This window comes from Streptomyces sp. NPDC051976, from assembly GCF_040680795.1.
Taxonomy (GTDB): domain Bacteria; phylum Actinomycetota; class Actinomycetes; order Streptomycetales; family Streptomycetaceae; genus Actinacidiphila.
The window spans coordinates 191,693-210,481 of sequence record NZ_JBFAXL010000003.1; the positions used below are offsets into that span (position 1 = coordinate 191,693).

12 protein-coding genes are annotated in these 18,789 nt (G+C 71.1%); 1 reads left to right on the forward strand and 11 read right to left on the reverse strand.

Features of this window, described 5'->3' with window-relative positions; all coding sequences use genetic code 11:
• Window positions 1-105: 105 nt before the first annotated feature.
• The 10 genes from AB0M29_RS05085 to AB0M29_RS05130 form a co-directional block, all read right to left on the reverse strand.
• On the reverse strand, window positions 106-2,076 hold the full coding sequence (locus AB0M29_RS05085; RefSeq protein WP_365379070.1) for a KUP/HAK/KT family potassium transporter: 1,971 nt from the start codon (window positions 2,074-2,076) through the stop codon (window positions 106-108).
• A 45-nt stretch (window positions 2,077-2,121) separates the two neighbouring features.
• Complete coding sequence (locus AB0M29_RS05090; RefSeq protein WP_365379073.1) at window positions 2,122-2,775, reverse strand: sarcosine oxidase subunit gamma family protein; 654 nt, start codon at window positions 2,773-2,775, stop codon at window positions 2,122-2,124.
• On the reverse strand, window positions 2,768-5,986 hold the full coding sequence (locus AB0M29_RS05095; protein ID WP_365379075.1) for a sarcosine oxidase subunit delta family protein: 3,219 nt from the start codon (window positions 5,984-5,986) through the stop codon (window positions 2,768-2,770). Before AB0M29_RS05095 ends, AB0M29_RS05090 begins: the two co-directional genes overlap by 8 nt.
• A 12-nt stretch (window positions 5,987-5,998) precedes the next feature.
• Complete coding sequence (locus AB0M29_RS05100; protein WP_365379078.1) at window positions 5,999-7,264, reverse strand: sarcosine oxidase subunit beta family protein; 1,266 nt, start codon at window positions 7,262-7,264, stop codon at window positions 5,999-6,001.
• Window positions 7,261-8,544, reverse strand: coding sequence for a serine hydroxymethyltransferase (glyA, locus tag AB0M29_RS05105; RefSeq protein ID WP_365379081.1), 1,284 nt, complete (start codon window positions 8,542-8,544; stop codon window positions 7,261-7,263). The genes AB0M29_RS05100 and glyA overlap by 4 nt, the downstream gene beginning before the upstream one ends.
• A 66-nt stretch (window positions 8,545-8,610) precedes the next feature.
• The gene (locus tag AB0M29_RS05110) at window positions 8,611-11,049 is read right to left on the reverse strand and encodes an FAD-dependent oxidoreductase (RefSeq protein WP_365379084.1); all 2,439 of its coding nucleotides are present in this window, start codon (window positions 11,047-11,049) and stop codon (window positions 8,611-8,613) included.
• Between the two features lie 239 nt (window positions 11,050-11,288).
• On the reverse strand, window positions 11,289-12,260 hold the full coding sequence (locus tag AB0M29_RS05115) for an ABC transporter substrate-binding protein (RefSeq protein ID WP_365379087.1): 972 nt from the start codon (window positions 12,258-12,260) through the stop codon (window positions 11,289-11,291).
• 12 nt (window positions 12,261-12,272) lie between these two features.
• Window positions 12,273-14,276, reverse strand: coding sequence for an ABC transporter permease subunit (locus tag AB0M29_RS05120; protein ID WP_365379090.1), 2,004 nt, complete (start codon window positions 14,274-14,276; stop codon window positions 12,273-12,275).
• Window positions 14,276-15,364 (reverse strand): glycine betaine/L-proline ABC transporter ATP-binding protein, encoded by a 1,089-nt coding sequence (locus tag AB0M29_RS05125; RefSeq protein ID WP_365379432.1) that lies wholly within the window; start codon window positions 15,362-15,364, stop codon window positions 14,276-14,278. The genes AB0M29_RS05120 and AB0M29_RS05125 overlap by 1 nt, the downstream gene beginning before the upstream one ends.
• Before the next feature lie 20 nt (window positions 15,365-15,384).
• Window positions 15,385-16,854: an aldehyde dehydrogenase family protein gene (locus AB0M29_RS05130; RefSeq protein ID WP_365379093.1), complete on the reverse strand. Its 1,470-nt coding sequence runs from the start codon at window positions 16,852-16,854 to the stop codon at window positions 15,385-15,387.
• 218 nt (window positions 16,855-17,072) lie between these two features.
• On the opposite strand from AB0M29_RS05130, the gene purU reads away from it, so the two are divergent.
• Window positions 17,073-17,945 carry a formyltetrahydrofolate deformylase gene (gene purU / locus AB0M29_RS05135; RefSeq protein WP_365379096.1) on the forward strand — a complete coding sequence of 291 codons (873 nt, stop codon included), beginning with the start codon at window positions 17,073-17,075 and terminating at the stop codon, window positions 17,943-17,945.
• A 4-nt stretch (window positions 17,946-17,949) separates the two neighbouring features.
• Here the strand turns inward: purU and AB0M29_RS05140 are convergent, their stop codons facing one another.
• A complete protein-coding gene (locus AB0M29_RS05140; protein ID WP_365379099.1) occupies window positions 17,950-18,786 on the reverse strand; it encodes a 5,10-methylenetetrahydrofolate reductase in 837 nt (278 codons plus the stop codon).
• Between the last annotated feature and the right edge of the window lie 3 nt (window positions 18,787-18,789).

Consider the following 18,789-nt stretch of genomic DNA (forward strand, 5'->3'; position numbering starts at 1 on the left):
CGTCCCGAAGGACGCACGCGCCTCGGCGCGCTCTCACCTACAAGAACGCGCGGCGGCGGCGAAGCGTTGGGGCGGGGCCGTGGGAAGGAGTGGCCCGGATCGGCGCTAGACCTCGATGTGGGAGCCCATGATGACGGTGCGGTCCCGGGGAAGGCCGAAGTACTCGGCGGCGTCGGCGGTGATGTAGGAGGTGGCGATGAACAGGCGCTTGCGCCAGGGCGCCATCGTCCGGGTCCTTCCGCGGCGCAGCTCGATCTTCGACAGGAAGTAGGACGCCTGGTCGAGCCGCAGGTCGCCCTCGGTCTCGGCCGGGTCGAGCATCGCCAGTGTGCCGGGCACGTCCGGTGTCTCCATGTAGCCGAAGCGGGCCGTGACATGGATGATCCCGTCGTCCGCGTAGCCGAGGGCGTCGACGACGAGCCGCTCCTCGGCGGGGACACGGGGTACGGGCTCGGTCTGCAGGGAGAAGATCACGACGTGCTCGTGCCGTACATGGTTGTGCTCGACGTTGGCCCGCATGGCCAGGGGCGCGGTCTCCTTGCCCCGGTTGAGGAAGACGGCGGTGCCGGGAACCTGGAGCGCCGGTGTCGCCCCGCTGCGGAGCTGGTCGACGAACTCCGGCAGCGGGCCTTCATGGCGTGCCCGTTCCGCGGTGACGAGTTCGCGGCCGCGCTGCCAGGTCGTCATGACGGTGAACGCGGTGAGGCCGATCAGCAGCGGCAGCCACGCGCCGTGCACGAGCTTGGTCAGGTTGGCGGCCACGAACAGCAGGTCCACGAAGAGCAGCACACTCGCCCCGGTCGCCACCAGCCACACCGGCGTGCCCCACTTCGCGCGGGCCACGTAGAAGAACAGCAGCGTGGTGATGGTGATGGTGCCGGTGACCGCCATGCCGAACGCGAACGCCAGCGCCGCGGAGCTGCGGAAGGCGAAGACCAGGGTCAGGACCGAGACCATCAGCAGCCAGTTGATCCACGGCACGTAGATCTGGCCGATGGTGGACTCGGAGGTGTGCGCGATGCGCAGCCGTGGCAGGTAGCCGAGTTGGGCGGCCTGGGAGGTGACCGAGTACGCGCCGGTGATCACCGCCTGGGAGGCGATCACCGTGGCCGCGGTGGCCAGCAGCACCATCGGCCACCGCCCCCAGTGGGGTACGAGCAGGAAGAACGGGCTGCTGATGTTGTCCGGGTTGTCGAGGATCAGCGCGCCCTGCCCGAGGTAGCTCAGGATGCACGCGGGGAAGACGAGCAGCATCCACGCGCGGGTGATGGCCCGGCGGCCGAAGTGGCCCATGTCCGCGTAGAGCGCCTCGGCGCCGGTGACCGCGAGCACGACGGCGGCCAACGCGAAGAAGGCGGTGCCGAAATGGCCGAAGAGGAAGCTGAGGGCATAGCTCGGTGACAGCGCCCGCAGGATCGCGGGGTGGTCGACGATGCCGGAGACGCCGCACGCGCCGATGACCGTGAACCAGGCGATCATCACGGGTCCGAACACCCGGCCCACCGCCGCGGTGCCCCGGCGCTGCACCAGGAAGAGGATCACGATGATCACCGCGGTGATCGGCACGACCCCGCTGCCGAGCGACGGTTGGACGACCTTGAGCCCCTCGACCGCGGAGAGGACCGAGATCGCGGGCGTGATCATGCTGTCGCCGAAGAACAGCGACGCGCCGAAGATGCCCAGTGCGGCCAGGACGACGGCGGCCCGGCGGCTGCGCTGTGAACTCCACTGCCGTACCAGGGTGATGAGCGCCATGATGCCGCCCTCACCGTCGTTGTCGGCGCGCATCGCCAGCAGTACGTAGGTGACGGTGACGATGACGGTCACCGACCAGAAGACCAGCGACACCACGCCGTACACGTTCTGCGTGGACACCGGGACGGGGTGCGGGTCGCTCGGGTTGAACACGGTCTGGAGGGTGTAGATCGGGCTGGTTCCGATGTCGCCGAAGACCACGCCCAGAGCGCCGACCACCACCGCGAGCCGCAGGGTGTCGTGGACGCCCTGACCGCGCGCTTCCGGTGGCCCGGGCACCGACCCGCCGTCAGACCCGGTTCCCTGCCGACGATCGGCCATGGCATTGCCTCCTCCGCACCGGCCGCGCGCCGCGGACCACCTGCATCACGCCGGACGATATACCGCCCCCTGGCCCGATCCACCGCAGGCCGGTCGGACGTACTCCGCGGCGGCGTCCAGCAGCCAGTCCGTCAGGTAGCCCGCGAAGGAGGAGCGGACGAGCACCCAGAATCCGGTTCCGGGGGTGTCGCGGGCGACCAGCAGGATCTGGGCGCGGGCCAGGGTGGTCTGGGCGCAGCGGCCGGGGAGGAAGGTGCGGGGGTGGAGGTCGAGGGCGCAGCCGTGGGCCAGCAGGTCGTGGGCGCGGGGGCCCGCGACGAGGAGGGTGGTGCGCTGTGCGGAGACGTCGGTGACGGCGACGGGTTCGCCGTCGGTGGCCGCCGCGCGGACGCGGTCCTCCAGGTCCCGCTGGGTGCCGGGCGGTCCGACCACCAGCCACTCGTCGGGGCCGAGCCAGAGGGCGGTCAGCTCCCCGGCGCGTACGACGGTGTTGGGTTCGAGGGGCAGCGGGAGGCCCAGCGCCAGCCCGACGGCGTCCGCGGCGGCCCCCTTGGCGTCCAGCCGGATGGTGACCTGGGCCAGGAAGGGGAGTTCGGCCAGCCGGACCGCGCCCGCGGAGGTGCGGGTCGCGGCGGCGAGGCGGGCCGCGGACCGGGCCAGGGGGCTGCGGCGCGGGGCGGAAAGGGCGGTGTCAGCCATCGCGGCGGGCTCCCTCGGGGTCGTAGAGGACAGGACTCGCCACGGTCACCGGCACCAGCCGGTCGCCCACGGGGGCGTAGAGCCGCTCGCCGAGGCGTTCCCGGCCGCCCTTGACCAGGGCGAGCGCGAAGGTGCGGCCGAGGGCGGCGCTGCGGTAGCTGGAGGTGACATGGCCGAGCATGGGGACGGGCGGGGCGGGAAGCACGCTGTCCGCGACCAGTTGGGTGCCCTCGGGCAGCAGGGTGGCGGGGTCGTCGGGGAGCAGACCGACCAGGTGCTTGCGGTCGGGGCGTACGGCGTCGGCGCGGGCGTAGGAGCGCTTGCCGATGAAGTCGGGCTTCTTCTTCGACACCGCCCAGCTCATGCCGAGGTCGTGCGGCGTGACGGTGCCGTCGGTGTCCTGGCCGATGATGGGGTAGCCCTTCTCCGCGCGCAGGACGTGCATGGTCTCGGTGCCGTACGGGGTGATGCCGAAGGGCGCGCCCGCCTCGTACAGCGCCTCCCACAGGGCGAGGGCCTCCCACGGTGACACGTTGATCTCGTAGGCGAGTTCGCCGGAGAAGCTGATCCGGCAGACCCTGGCGTCGATGCCCGCCACCGGCGCCTCGCGCCACGCCATGAACGGGAAGCTGTCGTTGTCCACCGCCAGCGAGGGTGCGAGTGCGCCGAGCACCTCGCGGGAGCGGGGGCCGACGAGCGCCACGGTGGCCCACTGCTCGGTGACGGAGGCGCAGTGGACGCGCAGTTCCGGCCATTCGGTCTGCAGCCACTCCTCCATCCAGTCCAGGACGGCGGCCGCGTTGCCGGTCGTGGTGGTGACCAGGAAGCGGTCCTGGGCGAGGCGGATGACGGTGCCGTCGTCGAAGACCATGCCGTCCAGGCGGCACATGACGCCGTAGCGGATCATGCCGACCTTCAGCGTGCTCATCATGTTGGTGTAGAGCCGGTCGAGGAACACGGCCGCGTCCGGGCCCTGGACGTCGATCTTGCCGAGGGTGGAGGCGTCCATGAAGGCGACGGACTCGCGGGCCGCGGCGCACTCGCGCAGGACGGCGGCCTCCAGGTCCTCGCCGCCGCGCGGGTAGTACCAGGGCCGTTTCCACTGGCCGACGTTCTCGAACAGCGCGCCCCGCAGGACGTGCCAGTCGTGCAGCGCGGTCACCCGCACCGGGTCGTGGAGCGCGCCGCGGTCGCGGCCCGCGAGGGCGGCGAAGGAGACGGGCGTGTACGGCGGCCGGAAGGTGGTCGTACCGAGCGAGGAGATGTCCACCCCGAGGAGCTCGGCGACGACGCCGCTCGCCAGCACACCGGACGTCTTGCCCTGGTCGTTGGCGGTACCGGCGGTGGTGTAGCGCTTGGTGTGCTCGACCGAGCGCATACCGGCGGAGGTGGCGCGGGTCAGGTCGTCGACGGTGACATCGCGTTGCAGGTCGACGAAGCGCGGCGCGTCGTCGGCGCCGGGGACGACGAAGACCGGCATGGGCGCGGCCTGCGGCTCGGCGGGCACCTCGGGGAGGCGGGGCGCCGGGCAGAGGTGGCCCTCGGCCTCGACGGCGCGGACAGCGGCGGCCGCGCCCTGGGCGAGGGCGCCGGCGAGGTCGAGCACGCCGTTCGCGCTGCCCGCGACCTCGACCGCCTGGCGGCAGGTGCCGGGTACGAAGGAGCCGAGTGCCTCGTCGTAGCGGAGCTTCCCGCCCGCCTGGCTGAACAGGTGCGCCACCGGGTTCCAGCCGCCGGAGACCAGCAGCAGGTCGACGGCGAAGCCACGCGTCCCGGCCGACTGCCCGTACGGGCCGACCGACACCGAGGTGAGCCGTGTGCCGCCTTCCGTGCCGGTGACGGCGTGCCCGGTCAGCACCTCGATCCCGGCCTCGACGGCCCGGCGGGCGCACTCCCCCGGCTCCGGCCGGGTGTCGACGATCGCGGCGATGCCCACGCCCGCCGCCGCCAGGTCCAGCGCGGCGGCGTAGGCGCTGTCGTTGGTGGTGAGGACGACGGCGTGGCGGCCGGGGAGGACGCCGTAGCGGTTGACGTAGGCGCGGGCCGAGGCGGCGAGCATCACCCCGGGGCGGTCGTTGTCCGCGAAGGCCAGCGAGCGCTCGTGGGCGCCGGTGGCCAGGACGACGCGGCGGGCGCGGATCCGCCAGACGCGCTCGCGGGAGACGTGCGAAGGGGCCGCGGCGCCGAGGTGGTTGGTGCGGCGCTCGACGGCGAGGAGGTGGTTGTCGTCGTAGTGGCCGAAGACGGTGGTACGGCGCAGGACGCGCACCTCGGGCGCGGCGTCGAGCAGCGCGCCGACGTCCGCGGCCCAGTCGAGGAGTTCGCCGGTGCCCAGCAGACTGCCGCCCAGCTCCGGCTGGTCGTCGGCAAGGATGACGCGCGCGCCGCTGCGGGCGGCGGCCGCCGCGGCGGCGAGCCCGGCCGGACCGGCGCCGACGACGAGCAGGTCGCAGTGGGCGTGGACGGCGTCGTAGCGGGCGGGGTCGGGCTCGGTGGCCAGGCGCCCCTGGCCGGGCAGGCTGCTCGCGGCCAGGCCGTCGTACAGCTCGACGGTCGTGGCGGGCAGCATCGGCTCGGGGAAGGGCTCCTCGATCTGGATGACGGCGTTCGGCTCCTCGACGCCCGCCGAGAAGATGCCGCGGGGGCGGCCGAGTTTGGTGCTCGTACCGGCCTGGATGACGCCGTTGGCGAGCAGGGCGGAGGCGAGGGTGTCGCCCCTCACGCCCTCGTACTCCGTGCCGTCGAAGGTGAAGCGGAGGCGCTCCGCGCGGGTTACCCGGCCGCCGGTGGGGAGCCGGAACGGCTGCGTGACGACCGGGGCTTCCGCCCCGGGGCCCCTTGACGCCGCGGGGTGCGTCGCAGGCTGCACGTCCGTGGGTGGGGTGTGCCCACCCTCCCCCAGTCGCGGCTTCGCCCGACCGGGGGGACCCCCATCGCCTTGCGGAACGCCTGCCCACACTTGGGGTGTGTCGGACAGGATTTCGTTCGTGGAGGTGTCACGGACGGCGTTGAACCAGCGGCGGCAGCCGGCCGCGTGGCTCCAGCGTTCGGCGAAGGGGCCCCTGGGGTTGTCGCGGAAGAAGAGGTAGCGCGCCCACTCCTGGTCGGAGAGGGCGGCGGGGTCCTCGGGATAGGGCACGTGGGCCTGGCCGCCGTAGTGGAACTCGGCCTCGTCGCGGGGCCCGCACCAGGGGCATGGAATGAGCAGCATGGGTTCGGCTCCCTAGTGGGCCACCGCGGCCGCGCCGTGCTCGTCGACGAGCGCGCCGGTGGTGAAACGGTCGAGCGAGAAGGGGGCGTTGAGGTGGTGGGGGGTGTCATGGGCGATGGTGTGGGCGAAGACCCAGCCGACACCCGGTGTGGCCTTGAACCCTCCTGTGCCCCAGCCGCAGTTGAGGTAGAGGTTGCCGACCGGGGTGAGCCCGACGATGGGCGAGGCGTCGGGGCTGACGTCGACGATGCCGCCCCAGGTGCGCAGCACGTGCGCGCGGGCGAAGACCGGGAAGAGTTCGAGCGCGGCCGACATCTGCTCCTCGATGATGTGGAACGCGCCGCGCTGGGTGTACGAGTTGTACGCGTCGATGCCCGCGCCCATCACCAGCTCGCCCTTGTGCGCCTGGCTGACGTACACATGGACGGCGTTGGACATCACTACGGTGGGGTGTACGGGTTCGAGGAGTTCGGACACCAGCGCCTGCAACGGGTGGCTCTGCAGCGGGAGTTCGATGCCCGCCATGGCGGCGAGGACCGAGGAGTGGCCCGCCGAGCAGAGCGCGACCTTGCCCGCGGCGATCGGCCCGAGCGTCGTCTGCACGCCGACGACCCGGCCGCCGACGACGTCGAGCCCGGTGACCTCGCAGTTCTGGATGAGGTCGATTCCGGCCGCGTCCGCGGAGCGGGCCAGACCCCATGCGACGTGGTCGTGCTTGGCGATTCCCGCGCGCGGCTGGTACGTGGCGCCCATGACCGGATAGCGCACGTCCGGCGAGATGTTGACGATCGGGCAGACCTCCTTGACCTGCCGCTCGTCGAGCCATTCGGCGTCCACGCCGTTGAGCCGGTTCGCCTCGACCCGGCGCACGCTGTCGCGGACGTCCTGGAGGCTGTGGGCGAGGTTCAGCACTCCGCGCTGGGAGAAGAGGATGGGGTAGTCCAGCTCCTCCTCCAGGCCCTCCCACAGTTTGAGCGCGTGCTCGTAGATCCCCGCGCTCTCGTCCCACAGGTAGTTGGAGCGGATGATCGTGGTGTTGCGGGCCATGTTGCCGCCCGCCAGCCAGCCCTTCTCCAGCACCGCGACATTGGTGATGCCGTGGTTCCTGGCCAGGTAGTGGGCGGTGGCGAGGCCGTGTCCGCCGCCGCCGACGATCACCACGTCGTACGACCGCTTGGGCTCCGGGGTGCGCCACAGCCAGTCGGGGTGTTCCGGCAGTTCGGCGCCTGGGGGTCGCCCCACGCCCGCAGGGCGCAGGGGGCTGGTGCGGGGGCTCATCGGGCGGCTCCGTCTTCCGAGAGGTGCGGGTAGAGCGGATGGCGGTCGGCCAGCGCCCGGGTGCGGGCGCGTAGGGCGGCGATGTCGGGCTCCGGCTGGAGGGCGAGGGCGATCACGTCGGCGACCTCCTCGAAGTCGCCTTGGGTGAAGCCCCGGGTGGCCAGCGCGGGGGTGCCGATGCGCAGGCCCGAGGTGACCATGGGCGGGCGCGGGTCGAAGGGCACGGCGTTGCGGTTGACGGTGATGCCGATCTCGTGGAGCAGGTCCTCCGCCTGCCTGCCGTCGAGCGGCGAGTCCCGCAGGTCGACCAGGACGAGGTGCACGTCGGTGCCGCCGGTGAGCACCTTCACGCCGGCTGCCGCGGCGTCGGCGCGGGTGAGCCGTTCGGCCAGCGCGCGGGAGCCGGCGAGGGTGCGGGCCTGGCGTTCGGCGAACTCGGGTGACGCGGCGACCTTGAACGACACCGCCTTCGCGGCGATGACGTGTTCCAGCGGCCCGCCCTGCATGCCGGGGAAGACGGCCGAGTTGAACTTCTTGGCGAGGTCGGCGTCATCGGTGAGGATCACCCCGCCGCGCGGCCCGCCGAGCGTCTTGTGCGTCGTCGTGGTCGTCACATGGGCGTGCGGTACGGGGTTGGGGTGAAGTCCCGCGGCGACCAGGCCCGCGAAGTGCGCCATGTCGACCATCAGCAGGGCGCCCACCTCGTCGGCGATCCGGCGGAAGGCCGCGAAGTCCAGCTGCCTCGGGTACGCCGACCAGCCCGCGATGATCATCTTGGGGCGGTGCTCCTTGGCGAGGCGTTCCACCTCGTCCATGTCGACCAGGTGCTCTTCCTCGGTCACGTGGTACGGCACCACATGGAGCATCTTGCCGCTGTAGTTGATGCGCATGCCGTGGGTGAGGTGCCCGCCGTGGGCGAGGTCGAGGCCGAGGATGGTGTCGCCGGGCTGGAGCAGGGCGAAGAAGACGGCGGTGTTCGCCTGGGCGCCCGAGTGGGGCTGGACGTTGGCGAACCCGGCGCCGAACAGGGACTTGACCCGCTCGATGGCCAACCGCTCGGACACGTCGACGTGTTCGCAGCCGCCGTAGTAGCGGCGGCCCGGATAGCCCTCGGCGTACTTGTTGGTGAGGACCGAGCCCTGGGCCTCCAGCACCGCGGAGGGCGCGAAGTTCTCGGAGGCGATCATCTCGAGTGTGGACTGCTGGCGGCGCAGTTCGTCGCGGAGTACGGCGTGGACCTCGGGGTCCAGTTCCGCCAGGGGGGTGTTCAGCGGGTTCATTCGGCGTTCCCGTTCACTTGTGCGGTCACCGGCGGTGGTGCTTCCGGCGCGGCGGGCGCGGTGCGCTCACCCACGCAGGCGCGACATGGTCGGGTCGAACAGGGGCTCCTCGGCGACGACCGCCTCGACGCGCTGGTCGAAGTAGCCGATGTGCACGACGGTGCCGGGGGTGGCGAGTTCCGTGGGGAGCCAGGCGTAGGCGATGCCCTTGCCGATCGTGTAGCCGTAGGCGGCGCTGGTGACGTACCCGACGGGGCGGTCGCCGTCGTATACCGGTTCCTTGCCCATGACGACCGCGTGCGGGTCGTCGATGGTGAGGCAGGTCAGGGTGCGCCGGACGTCGGCCTTGCGGCGTTCGAGCGCCGCCTTGCCGAGGAAGTCTCCCTTGTCGAGCTTGACGGCGAAGCCGACGCCGGCCTCGTAGGGGTCGTGCTCGTAGGTCATGTCGGTGCCGAAGGAGCGGTAGCCTTTCTCCAGGCGGAGGCTGTTGAAGGCGCCGCGCCCGGCGATGACACCGCCCAGCGGTTCGGCCGCCCGCCACAGGGTGTCCCAGAGCTTCTGGCCGTGGTCGGCGGTGGTGTACAGCTCCCAGCCGAGCTCGCCGACGTAGGACAGCCGCATGGCGGTGACGGGCACCGAGCCGATGTAGGCGCGCTTGGCGCGGAAGTACTTCAGGCCGTCGTTGGAGAAGTCCTCGTCGGTGAGCGGCTGGAGCACCTTGCGGGCCAGCGGGCCCCACAGGCCGATGCAGCAGGTGCCCGGGGTGATGTCACGGACCTGCACGGAGGCGTCGGCGGGCAGGTGGCGGGTGAACCAGTCGAGGTCGAGGTTGCCGTTGGCGCCGACCTGGAAGAGGTCGCGGGCCAGCCGGGCGACGGTGATGTCGCTGCGGATGCCGCCGTCCCGGTCGAGGAGCAGGGTGTACGTCACCGAGCCGACCGACTTGGCGACCTTGCCCGTCACCAGGCCCTCCAGGAAGTCGGCGGCGCCGGGCCCGGCGACCTCCAGCCGCTTGAGCGCCGTCATGTCGTACATCGCGACCGTCTCGCGGGTGGCCTGCGCCTCGGCCCCGACGATGGGCGACCAGTAGCGCGCGGCCCAGTCGTTGGGCGTGGGGATCGAACGGCCCTCGGTCCTGGGCGCGTTGGCCTCGTACCACTGGGGGCGCTCCCAGCCGTTCGCCTCCAGGAAGAAGGCGCCGAGTTCGCGCTGGCGGGCGTGGAAGGGGCTGGTGCGCATCGGGCGCGGGTCGCCCGGCGGCTGGAGGGGGTGGAGGATGTCGTAGACCTCCACGAAGTTCTGGCAGTCGCGGGCCAGGACGTACTCGGGGGCGAGCTGGTGCGGCTCGAAACGGTTGACGTCGCACTCGTGCAGGTCGAAGGAGGAGCAGTGGCCGTCGACCAGCCATTCGGCCATGGCCCGGCCGACGCCCGCGGAGTGGGTGACCCAGACGGCCTCCGCGACCCAGAAGCCCTTGACGTGAGCGGATTCCCCCAGCAGGGGCTGGCCGTCGGTGGTGAAGGAGAACAGGCCGTTGATGCCCTCCTCGACCTTGGCCTCCTTCGTCGCGGGCAGCAGTGACCGGGTCTCGGTCCAGGCGTCCTCGAAGTCGTCCTCGGTGAACTCCAGCACCGACGGCATCCCGCCGGCGTCGTCCACGGCCAGGATGTCGTCGGCGGAGACCGGCATCGGGCGGTGGCCGTAGTAGCCGATGCCCAGGGTGTCGAAGCGTTCGCGGTAGTAGAGGTCGGCGTCCTGGTGGCGCAGGATCGGCAGCACGGCCTCCTCGGTACGGCCGGCGAGCGCCGGTACCGGGCCCGTCCAGGCCAGCTGGTGGCCGAGGGGGGTGAGCGGGAGGTCCATGCCGACCATACGGGCGATCTTCGGGCCCCAGATGCCGGCGCAGCACACCACGATGTCGGCGGGGAGTTCGCCCTGGTCGGTGACGACGCCGGTGACCCGGCCGTCGTCCTGGCGTATGTCGAGGACCTCGTGGCGGGCGAGGAAGCGCACACCGCGCTCGGTGGCCCGCTGGATCTGCGCCTCGACGGCGAGGACCGCCTTGGCGAGGCCGTCGGTGGGTACCAGCAGTCCGCCGAGGACGCGGTCCGGGTTCAGCAGCGGGTGCTGGGCGGCGCACTCCTCGGGGCTCAGCAGCCGGGACTCGATGCCCCAGGCGGTGATCCAGCCGTGGCGGCGGTGGAGTTCCGCGACGCGCTCCGGGGTGGTCGCCACTTCGAGGCCGCCGACCTGCAGGAAGCAGGGCTTGCCGTCGACGTCGAGGGAGCAGAACTTCTCGACGGTGTAGCGGGCCAGCTCCGTCATGGTCTTGGAGGAGTTGGTCTGGAAGACCAGGCCCGGGGCGTGCGACGACGATCCCCCGGTGGCCGGGAGCGGGCCCTGGTCGACCACGGTCACCTCGCTCCAGCCGCGCGCGGAGATCTCGTCGGCCAGCGCCGCTCCCACGACGCCCGCTCCGATGATGACCACCCGAAGTCCCGCCATCGCCGCACCTCCGACTAGAACGCCGATCGAGCCGTTGATCGAGTTGCTGTGAGCGCAACATGCTTCAAGTTGCGCAACTCAATGTGCCTGTCGCGGGGAGCGGGTGTCAAGGGGTCCGTGACGAGAGGAAGGCGAGAGGAAAACGGTCCGGAACGCGACGGGGCCCGGCCGGCTGCACTGGCAGCCGACCGGGCCCCGTACCGGGCTCTCCGGGTCGCTCGCGACGTCCCGCCCCCGCGCTACTTGAGCCAGGCGGCGACCTTGTCCTTGTTCAGCTCGACCCAGTCCCTGGCGGCCGCGTCGGGTGACATCTTGTTCACCGCGATGTACTTGGCGACCGCGTTCTGGTCGTCGTTCGTCCAGTTGAAGTTCTTCACCAGCTTGTACGCCGGGCTGTTGGACGCGGCGAACTTGGTGCTGACGATCTTGTCCAGGTTGTACACCGGGTAGTCGCAGGCGACCTTGGCCGCGACCGCGTCACAACCCGTGGTGTACGGCGGGAGGCTGACCTTCTGCAGCTGCACCTCGGACATGAACCACTGCGGCTCGTAGAAGTAGCCGATCATCCACTGCTTGTTCTTCTCAGCGGTCCTGAACGCCTGGATGAGCGCGGTCTCGCTGCCCGCGTACACCACCTTGTAGTCCAGTTTGAGGTTCTTCACCAGCGCCTCGTCGTTGGTGACGTACGACGGGTCGCCGTCCAGGAGCTGGCCCTTGCCGCCCGACTCCGAGGTCTTGAAGTTGGCCGCGTACTTGTCCAGGTTCGACCACTGGAGGATGTCGGGGTGCGCCTTGGCCAGCCACGGCGGCACGTACCAGCCGATGAGGCCCTTGTTGCCGGTCTGGCCCGCCTCGACGGCCGTCTTCTGCCCGGTGATGTACTTCGCCTTCAGGTCGTCGTGACCCCAGTTCTCCAGCACCGCGTCGACCTCCCCGGTGCCGAAGCCCTGCCAGGCGATCTCCTCCTTGAGGTCCTTCTTGACCACGGTGCAGCCGAGGTCGTGCTGGGCGACGTACGCGACCACCGCGGCGTCGGCCGCGTAGCCCACCCACGGGTTGACCGCGAGGTTGAACGTGCCGCACTTGCCGGAGTTCTTGGAGCCTGCGGCGGAGGAGTTGTCACCGACCTTCGCTCCGCCGCACGCGGTGAGGGTGAGGGTGAGACCGAGGACGGCAAGTCCGGCCGCCCCGGTTCGCCAGTGTGCTGCCATGAGGGTTGCTCCTTAAGCGCTGGTGCGTCGGGCCGCTGCCTGAGTGATCCGGTCGAACATGACTCCGAGCAGTACGATGGCGAGTCCTGCCGCCAGCCCCTTTCCGTACAGCTCTCCCTGCGAGAATCCGGCCACGACGTCGTAGCCGAGGGCGCCGGCTCCCACCAGGCCGCCCACAACAACCATCGACAGCACGTAGATCAGGCCCTGGTTGGTCGCGAGAGTCAGGGCGCTGCGGGCCATCGGCAGTTGGACCTTGGTGATGATCTGCCAGGTGTTGCACCCGGCCGCGGTCGCCGCCTCGACGGTGGTCTCGGGCACGGCCCGCACCCCGTCGGCGGTGATCTTGATGGCGACCGGTGCCGCGTAGACGACGGCGGCGACGATCGCGGTGAAGCGGGTGGCGCCGAACAGCGCGAGGAACGGCACCAGATAGACGAACGGCGGCATGACCTGCGCCGCGTCGAGGCTGGGCCGCAGCAGCCGGTCCACCAGCGGGCTGCGCCCCATCCACACGCCGAAGCCGACGCCCAGCACCATCACCAGGACCGTCGCCACCATGGTGGAGGCCAGCGTCGTCATGCTGTCCGACCACATGCCCGTGCCGACCAGCAGCCCGACGCACACCGCCGTGGTGATCCCGGCGCGCCGGCCGCCGAGCACCACGCCGATCCCGGTCAGCGCCGCGCCGACGAGCCACCACGGGGAGTCGGTGAGCAGCGACTGGAACGGGTTGAGCAGGCCGTTGGTGACGGAGTCGCGGAAGGCGTTGGTGACACCGGACAGATGGTCCTGGGCCCATGTCGTCACGCTGTCCGCCCAGCTGGCGATCTTGGTGCCGGTGGTGCCCTGGCCGGGGAACTGCGCCGCCCACAGATAGGTGCGCGACAGGTACACCAGCACCGCCACGGCCACCGCGCCCGCCACCAGCAGCGGCCGCCGCCACCCGCGGAAGCGGTCGCGGGAGCGGCGCGCCGCCTCCGCGCGGGCGCTGGCCGCGGTCGTGACCCGGTCCAGGACGATGGCCATGACCACGATGGCCAGGCCCGCGTTGAAGGCCGTGCCGACATCGAGCGACTGCAGGGCCTGGAGCACGGTCTTGCCCAGGCCCGGCGCGTCGATCAGGGCCGCGATGGTCACCATGGCCAGGGCGGCCATGATGGTCTGGTTCACGCCCATCACCACGGTCCGCCGGGACATCGGCAGCAGCACCTTCAGCAGCGACTGCCACCGGGTCGAGCCCATCGAGTCGGCCGCCTCCACGGTGGTCTCCGGTACGGAGCGGATGCCGTGCGCGGTGATGCGGATCGCCGGGGGCGCCGCGTAGATCACCATGGCGATCACCGCGGAGGCCGGGCCGATGAGGAAGAACAGCGTCAGCGGGGCCAGGTAGACGAAGGTCGGCATCGTCTGCATGAAGTCCAGGAACGGCGTCACGATCCGGTTGAACCGGTCGGACAGCCCCGCCCACACACCCAGCGGGACGGCGAACACCAGCGCCACGAGGACCGCGGACAGGGTGAGCGCGAGGGTGTCCATGCTCTCCTGCCACAGGCCCTGCAGCCCGAAGAAGGTGAAGCCGGCCACGGCCAGCAGCGCCACCCGCCAGTTGCCCAGGGCCCAGGAGGCGTAGCCGGTGATCGCGACGACGCCGAGCCAGCCGATCTGCGGCACCGGGCGGTCGCCGCTCGGCTGCGAGATCAGGTGCTGGACGAAGGTCACCAGGTTGTCGATGACCTGCCGGATCTCGTTGAAGAAGTACAGGAAGAGCGGGTTGGAGTTGCGGTTCGCGCCGACGGAGTCGTCGAGGTGGTTGAACCAGCGGTGCAGACCGGTGAGGTCGGCCGCCGCCAGCGTCATGGTCTGCTTGCCGCGCAGCACCGCGAAGAGCACCAGCCAGACCACCAGGATCGCGGCGACCACCACGGTCCGGCTGACCCGGCGCGGACCCTCGGCGGGCGGCGCGGCGACGGCCGGTGGCTCCGTCTTCTCGGGTTTCCCGACGGCGATCGCCATCACCTGCCGCCTTCCCGGCCGGCGACCACCGCGAGGATCTCCTCGTCGCCGACGATGCCCAGCAGGGCGCCGTTGTCGACGACCTTGACCGGCTTCTCGGCCGCGAGCACCGCCCGGGTGGCCTCCCGCACCACGACGTCGGGGCCCAGCTCGGGTCCGTCCAGGGCGTCGTCGGGCCGCGCGGGGCGCATGATCCACCGCAGCGTCAGCACATCGGCGCGCGGCACGTCCTTGACGAAGTCGCGTACGTAGTCGTCCGCGGGGGCGCCGACCAGTTCGTCACCGGTGCCGCACTGCACCATCTTGCCGTCGCGCATGATGAGGATGCGGTCGCCGAGCTTGAGCGCCTCGGACAGGTCGTGGGTGATGAAGACCATCGTCTTGCCGACCTCGTAGTGCAGGCGGATGACCTCGTTCTGCATGTCGCGCCGGATCAGCGGGTCGAGGGCCGAGAACGGCTCGTCGAAGAGCAGCACCTCGGGATCGCCGGCCAGCGCCCTGGCCAGACCGACGCGTTGCTGCATCCCGCCGGAGAGCTGGTCGGGGTAGGAGTTCTCGTAGCCGGACAGGCCGACCAGTTCGACGACCTCCAGCGCCCGGCGGGTGCGCTCGGCCTTGCCCATGCCGCGGATCTCCAGGCCGAAGGACACGTTGTCGACGACCCGGCGGTGGGGCAGCAGCCCGAAGTGCTGGAAGACCATGGAGAACTTGCGGCGCCGCAGCTCGCGCAGCCGCCTCGCGTCGGCGTCGCGGATGTCCTCGCCCTCGAAGACGATCTCCCCGGCGGTGGGTTCGATCAGCCGGGTCAGACAGCGCACCAGGGTGGACTTCCCGGATCCCGACAGGCCCATGACGACGAAGACCTCGCCGGGCGAGACCTCGAAGCTCACGTCGCGCACGGCGGCGGTGCATCCGGTGCGGTCCATCAGCTCGCGGCGGGTGAGCCCGCACAGTTCCGCGGACTCCGGTACCTGGTCGGCCTTCGGCCCGAACACCTTCCACAGCTTGCGCACGGATATGACCGGGGTGGCGGCCGAGTCCTGGGGCGTGCCGCGCCGCTGCGGCACCTCGGTCTGTGCTGGGGTCACCATCGACCTCTCTTCGGCTTTCAGCCGCGGAACCAGTGCTGCGGCCGGGGTTGGATGTTCTGCCAGATGTGCTTGGGCTCTCGGTACTCGTCCAGGCCGGTCGGTCCCAGCTCGCGGCCCACGCCCGAGTGCCCGAAGCCACCCCATTCCGCCTGCGGCACATAGGGGTGGTAGTCGTTGATCCACACCGTGCCGTGGCGCAGCCGCCGGGCGACCCGCTGGGCCTTCCCCGCGTCCTGCGTCCAGACGGCGCCGGCGAGTCCGTACTCGGTGTCGTTGGCGATGCGTACGGCGTCGTCCTCGCCGTGGAAGCGCTCCACGGTCAGGACCGGGCCGAAGGACTCCTCGTGCACGACGCGCATGTCCTGCCGGCACTCGTCGAGCACGGTGGGCGGGTAGAAGTGGCCGTCCGCCAGGGCGGGGTCGGCGGGGCGCACGCCGCCGCAGCGCAGCACGGCGCCTTCGGCGAGGCCCGCCGCGACGTACGCCTCGACCTTCTCCCGGTGCCCCGCCGAGATCAGCGCCCCGGTGTCGGCCTCCGGGTCGAAGGGGCCGCCGAGGCGGATCCGCCGGGCGCGGCGTACCAGTTCGTCGACGAAGGCGTCGTGGATCGTGTCCTCGACGACGAGTCGGGCGCCGGCCGAGCAGACCTGGCCCGAGTGCAGGAAGACGGCGGTGAGGGCGAAGTCCACGGCCGTGTCGAAGTCGGCGTCGGCGAAGACCACGTTGGGGTTCTTGCCGCCGAGTTCCAGCGCCACCTTCTTCACGGAGGCCGCGGCGGCGGCCATGATCCGCTTGCCGGTCTCCAGGCCGCCGGTGAAGGAGACCATGTCGACGCGCGCGTCCTCGCAGAGCGGGGCGCCGGCCTCGGGCCCCGCGCCCAGCACCAGGTTGGCGGCGCCTGCCGGGAGCCCGGCCTCCTCCAGGGCCCGCATCAGCAGGATCGAGGTGGAGGGGGTCAGCTCGCTGGGCTTGAGGACGACGGTGTTGCCCGCGAGCAGGGCGGGCGCGACCTTCCAGGACGCCTGGAGCAGGGGGTAGTTCCACGGGGTGATGAGCCCGCACACCCCGATCGGCTCGTGGACGACCCGGCTGACCGCGTCGTCGCGGCCGGTGTCGATGACCCGGCCGGCGCTGGTGCCCGCGATGCCGCCGTAGTAGCGGAGGCAGGAGACGACGTCGGCGATGTCGTACTCGCTCTCCACCAGCCGCTTGCCGGTGTCCAGCGACTCGGCGCGGGCGAACTCCTTGGCGTCGCGTTCGATCAGGTCGGCGGTGCGCAGCAGCAGGGCGCCGCGCTCCACCTCGGGGGTGTGCGGCCACGGGCCGTCGTCGAATGCGCGGCGGGCCGCGGCGATCGCGGCCTCGGTGTCGGGCCGCGTCCCCTCGGAGACGGTCGCGGAGAGTGTGCCGTCAGCGGGGCAGCGGATGTCCCGGTGACCTCCGGCCACCGGCTCGCGCCATTCTCCGTCCACATACAGGTCTGCCACGTGTGGAGCCCTTCGAGCGAATCCCGTTGCGCATTGTGCACCGTATTGCTTGTGGTGGAACACCATGGCGAATATGCGGACACACGTCAAGGGGTTGGCGGATGACGATTTGACCATGGGGGCAGTTGTGCGGCCGCTCTTGACCGTGGGCCGGAGCTGGCCAACCATGTTGCGTATCGCTCACCTAGTTGTGCAATACGCACCAACGGAGGCCGCATATGTCCCCTCGACCGCAACCTGGCCGCGAGTACGTCCTGACCCTGTCGTGCCCTGACAGCGCCGGACTGGTCCACGCGGTGAGCGGCTATCTGGTCAGGAACTCCGGCAACATCCTGGAGAGCCAGCAGTTCGACGACCGGATCGAGGGCCGCTTCTTCATGAGGGTCCACTTCGACGTTTCCGATCCCACCGCCGATCTGCAACATCTGCGTTACCGGTTCGGTCCCGTCGCCGAGGCCTACCGGATCTCCTGGACGCTCCGCGACGCCTCGACCCCCACCCGGACGCTGATCATGGTGTCCCGCTTCGGCCACTGCCTCAACGACCTGCTCTTCCGCCGCCGCACCGGCGCCCTCAACATCGAGATCCCGGCGATCGTCTCCAACCACCGGGACTTCGAGGCGCTCGCCGCCACCTACGGCGTCCCCTTCCACCACATCCCGGTGACCCGGGACACCAAGGCCGAGGCCGAGGCGCGCCTGCTGGAGCTGGTGCGCGAGCTGGACGTCGACCTGGTGGTGCTGGCCCGGTACATGCAGATCCTCTCCGACGACCTGTGCAAGGAGCTGGACGGTCGCGCCATCAACATCCACCACTCCTTCCTCCCCAGTTTCAAGGGCGCCCGCCCCTACCAGCAGGCGTACGCGCGCGGGGTGAAGCTCGTCGGCGCGACCGCGCACTATGTGACGCCGGACCTGGACGAGGGGCAGATCATCGAGCAGGACGTGGTACGGGTGGACCACTCCCTGGACCCGGAGGAGCTGGTCACCGTCGGGCGGGACGTGGAGGCGCAGGTGCTGGCGCACGCGGTGAAGTGGCACAGCGAGAGCCGTGTGATGGTGGACGGCAAGCGCACGGTCGTCTTCCGCTGACCGCTCAGCCTGCCAGCCGCTCCAGTGCCGCGCGCCGCCACCGCTCAGTCTCGGCGATCTGGTTGAAGGTGAACAGGTGCAGCCCGGCCACCTTCGCCGAGGGAGCGGTCAGCGCCGCCCCGGAACGCGCCAGCAGCCGCTCGGGCGCGTAGCCGCCGGGCGCGGCGAGGCGCACGAACCAGGAGGCGTGCCGGGTCAGGAAGCGCGTCGACTCCCCCACCCCGATCTTCGCCGCCATCGTCAGCAGCTTCGCCCGCTGCACCGGCCCCGCGACTCCCACATGGACGGGCAGGGTGATGTGCCGGCGGCGGATCCGGCCGATCCACTCCCCCAGCACCCGCGCGTCGAAGCACAGGTTGCTCACGATGTACGTGGCGTGCGCGCGCTTGTCCCACATCGCCTGGATGGTGAGGTCGTCGTGGAGCAGCGGGTGGCTCTCGGGGTAGCCGGTGATGCCGACCTCGGCGAAGGGGGCGCCCAGCTCCTCCAGCCGGCGCAGCACCGGCAGCGCCCCCTCGTACACCCCGGCCGGCGGGTCGGCGTCGCCCGCCGGGACGAAGACGTCGTCGACGCCGGCGGCCCGGAGCCTTCCTGTGACGTCCTTGAGATGGGCGTCGTCCCGCAGCAGCCGCGCGGGCACGTGCGGGACGACACGGTAGCCGTGCGCCGCGAGCCGGGTGGCGAGGTCCAGCGTCGGCTCCAGGCCCTTGACCGGAGACGCCGTGACGGTGACGACGACGTCGCGCGGCACATGGGCGAGGACCTTGTCCTCGGTGGCCTTCGCGGGCAGCACCTCGTAGCGGACGCGCGACAGCAGCGCCTGGAAGTGGTCGCGGTCCAAGGC

Bases quoted from the DNA above. Each gene is read 5' to 3' on its own strand.
- AB0M29_RS05110 (WP_365379084.1), bottom strand. From the start codon at position 11,049: ATGGCGGGACTTCGGGTGGTCATCATCGGAGCGGGCGTCGTGGGAGCG.
- purU (WP_365379096.1), top strand. From the start codon at position 17,073: ATGTCCCCTCGACCGCAACCTGGCCGCGAGTACGTCCTGACCCTGTCG.
- AB0M29_RS05085 (WP_365379070.1), bottom strand. From the start codon at position 2,076: ATGGCCGATCGTCGGCAGGGAACCGGGTCTGACGGCGGGTCGGTGCCC.
- AB0M29_RS05120 (WP_365379090.1), bottom strand. From the start codon at position 14,276: ATGGCGATCGCCGTCGGGAAACCCGAGAAGACGGAGCCACCGGCCGTC.
- AB0M29_RS05090 (WP_365379073.1), bottom strand. From the start codon at position 2,775: ATGGCTGACACCGCCCTTTCCGCCCCGCGCCGCAGCCCCCTGGCCCGG.
- AB0M29_RS05115 (WP_365379087.1), bottom strand. From the start codon at position 12,260: ATGGCAGCACACTGGCGAACCGGGGCGGCCGGACTTGCCGTCCTCGGT.
- glyA (WP_365379081.1), bottom strand. From the start codon at position 8,544: ATGAACCCGCTGAACACCCCCCTGGCGGAACTGGACCCCGAGGTCCAC.
- AB0M29_RS05095 (WP_365379075.1), bottom strand. From the start codon at position 5,986: ATGCTGCTCATTCCATGCCCCTGGTGCGGGCCCCGCGACGAGGCCGAG.
- AB0M29_RS05100 (WP_365379078.1), bottom strand. From the start codon at position 7,264: ATGAGCCCCCGCACCAGCCCCCTGCGCCCTGCGGGCGTGGGGCGACCC.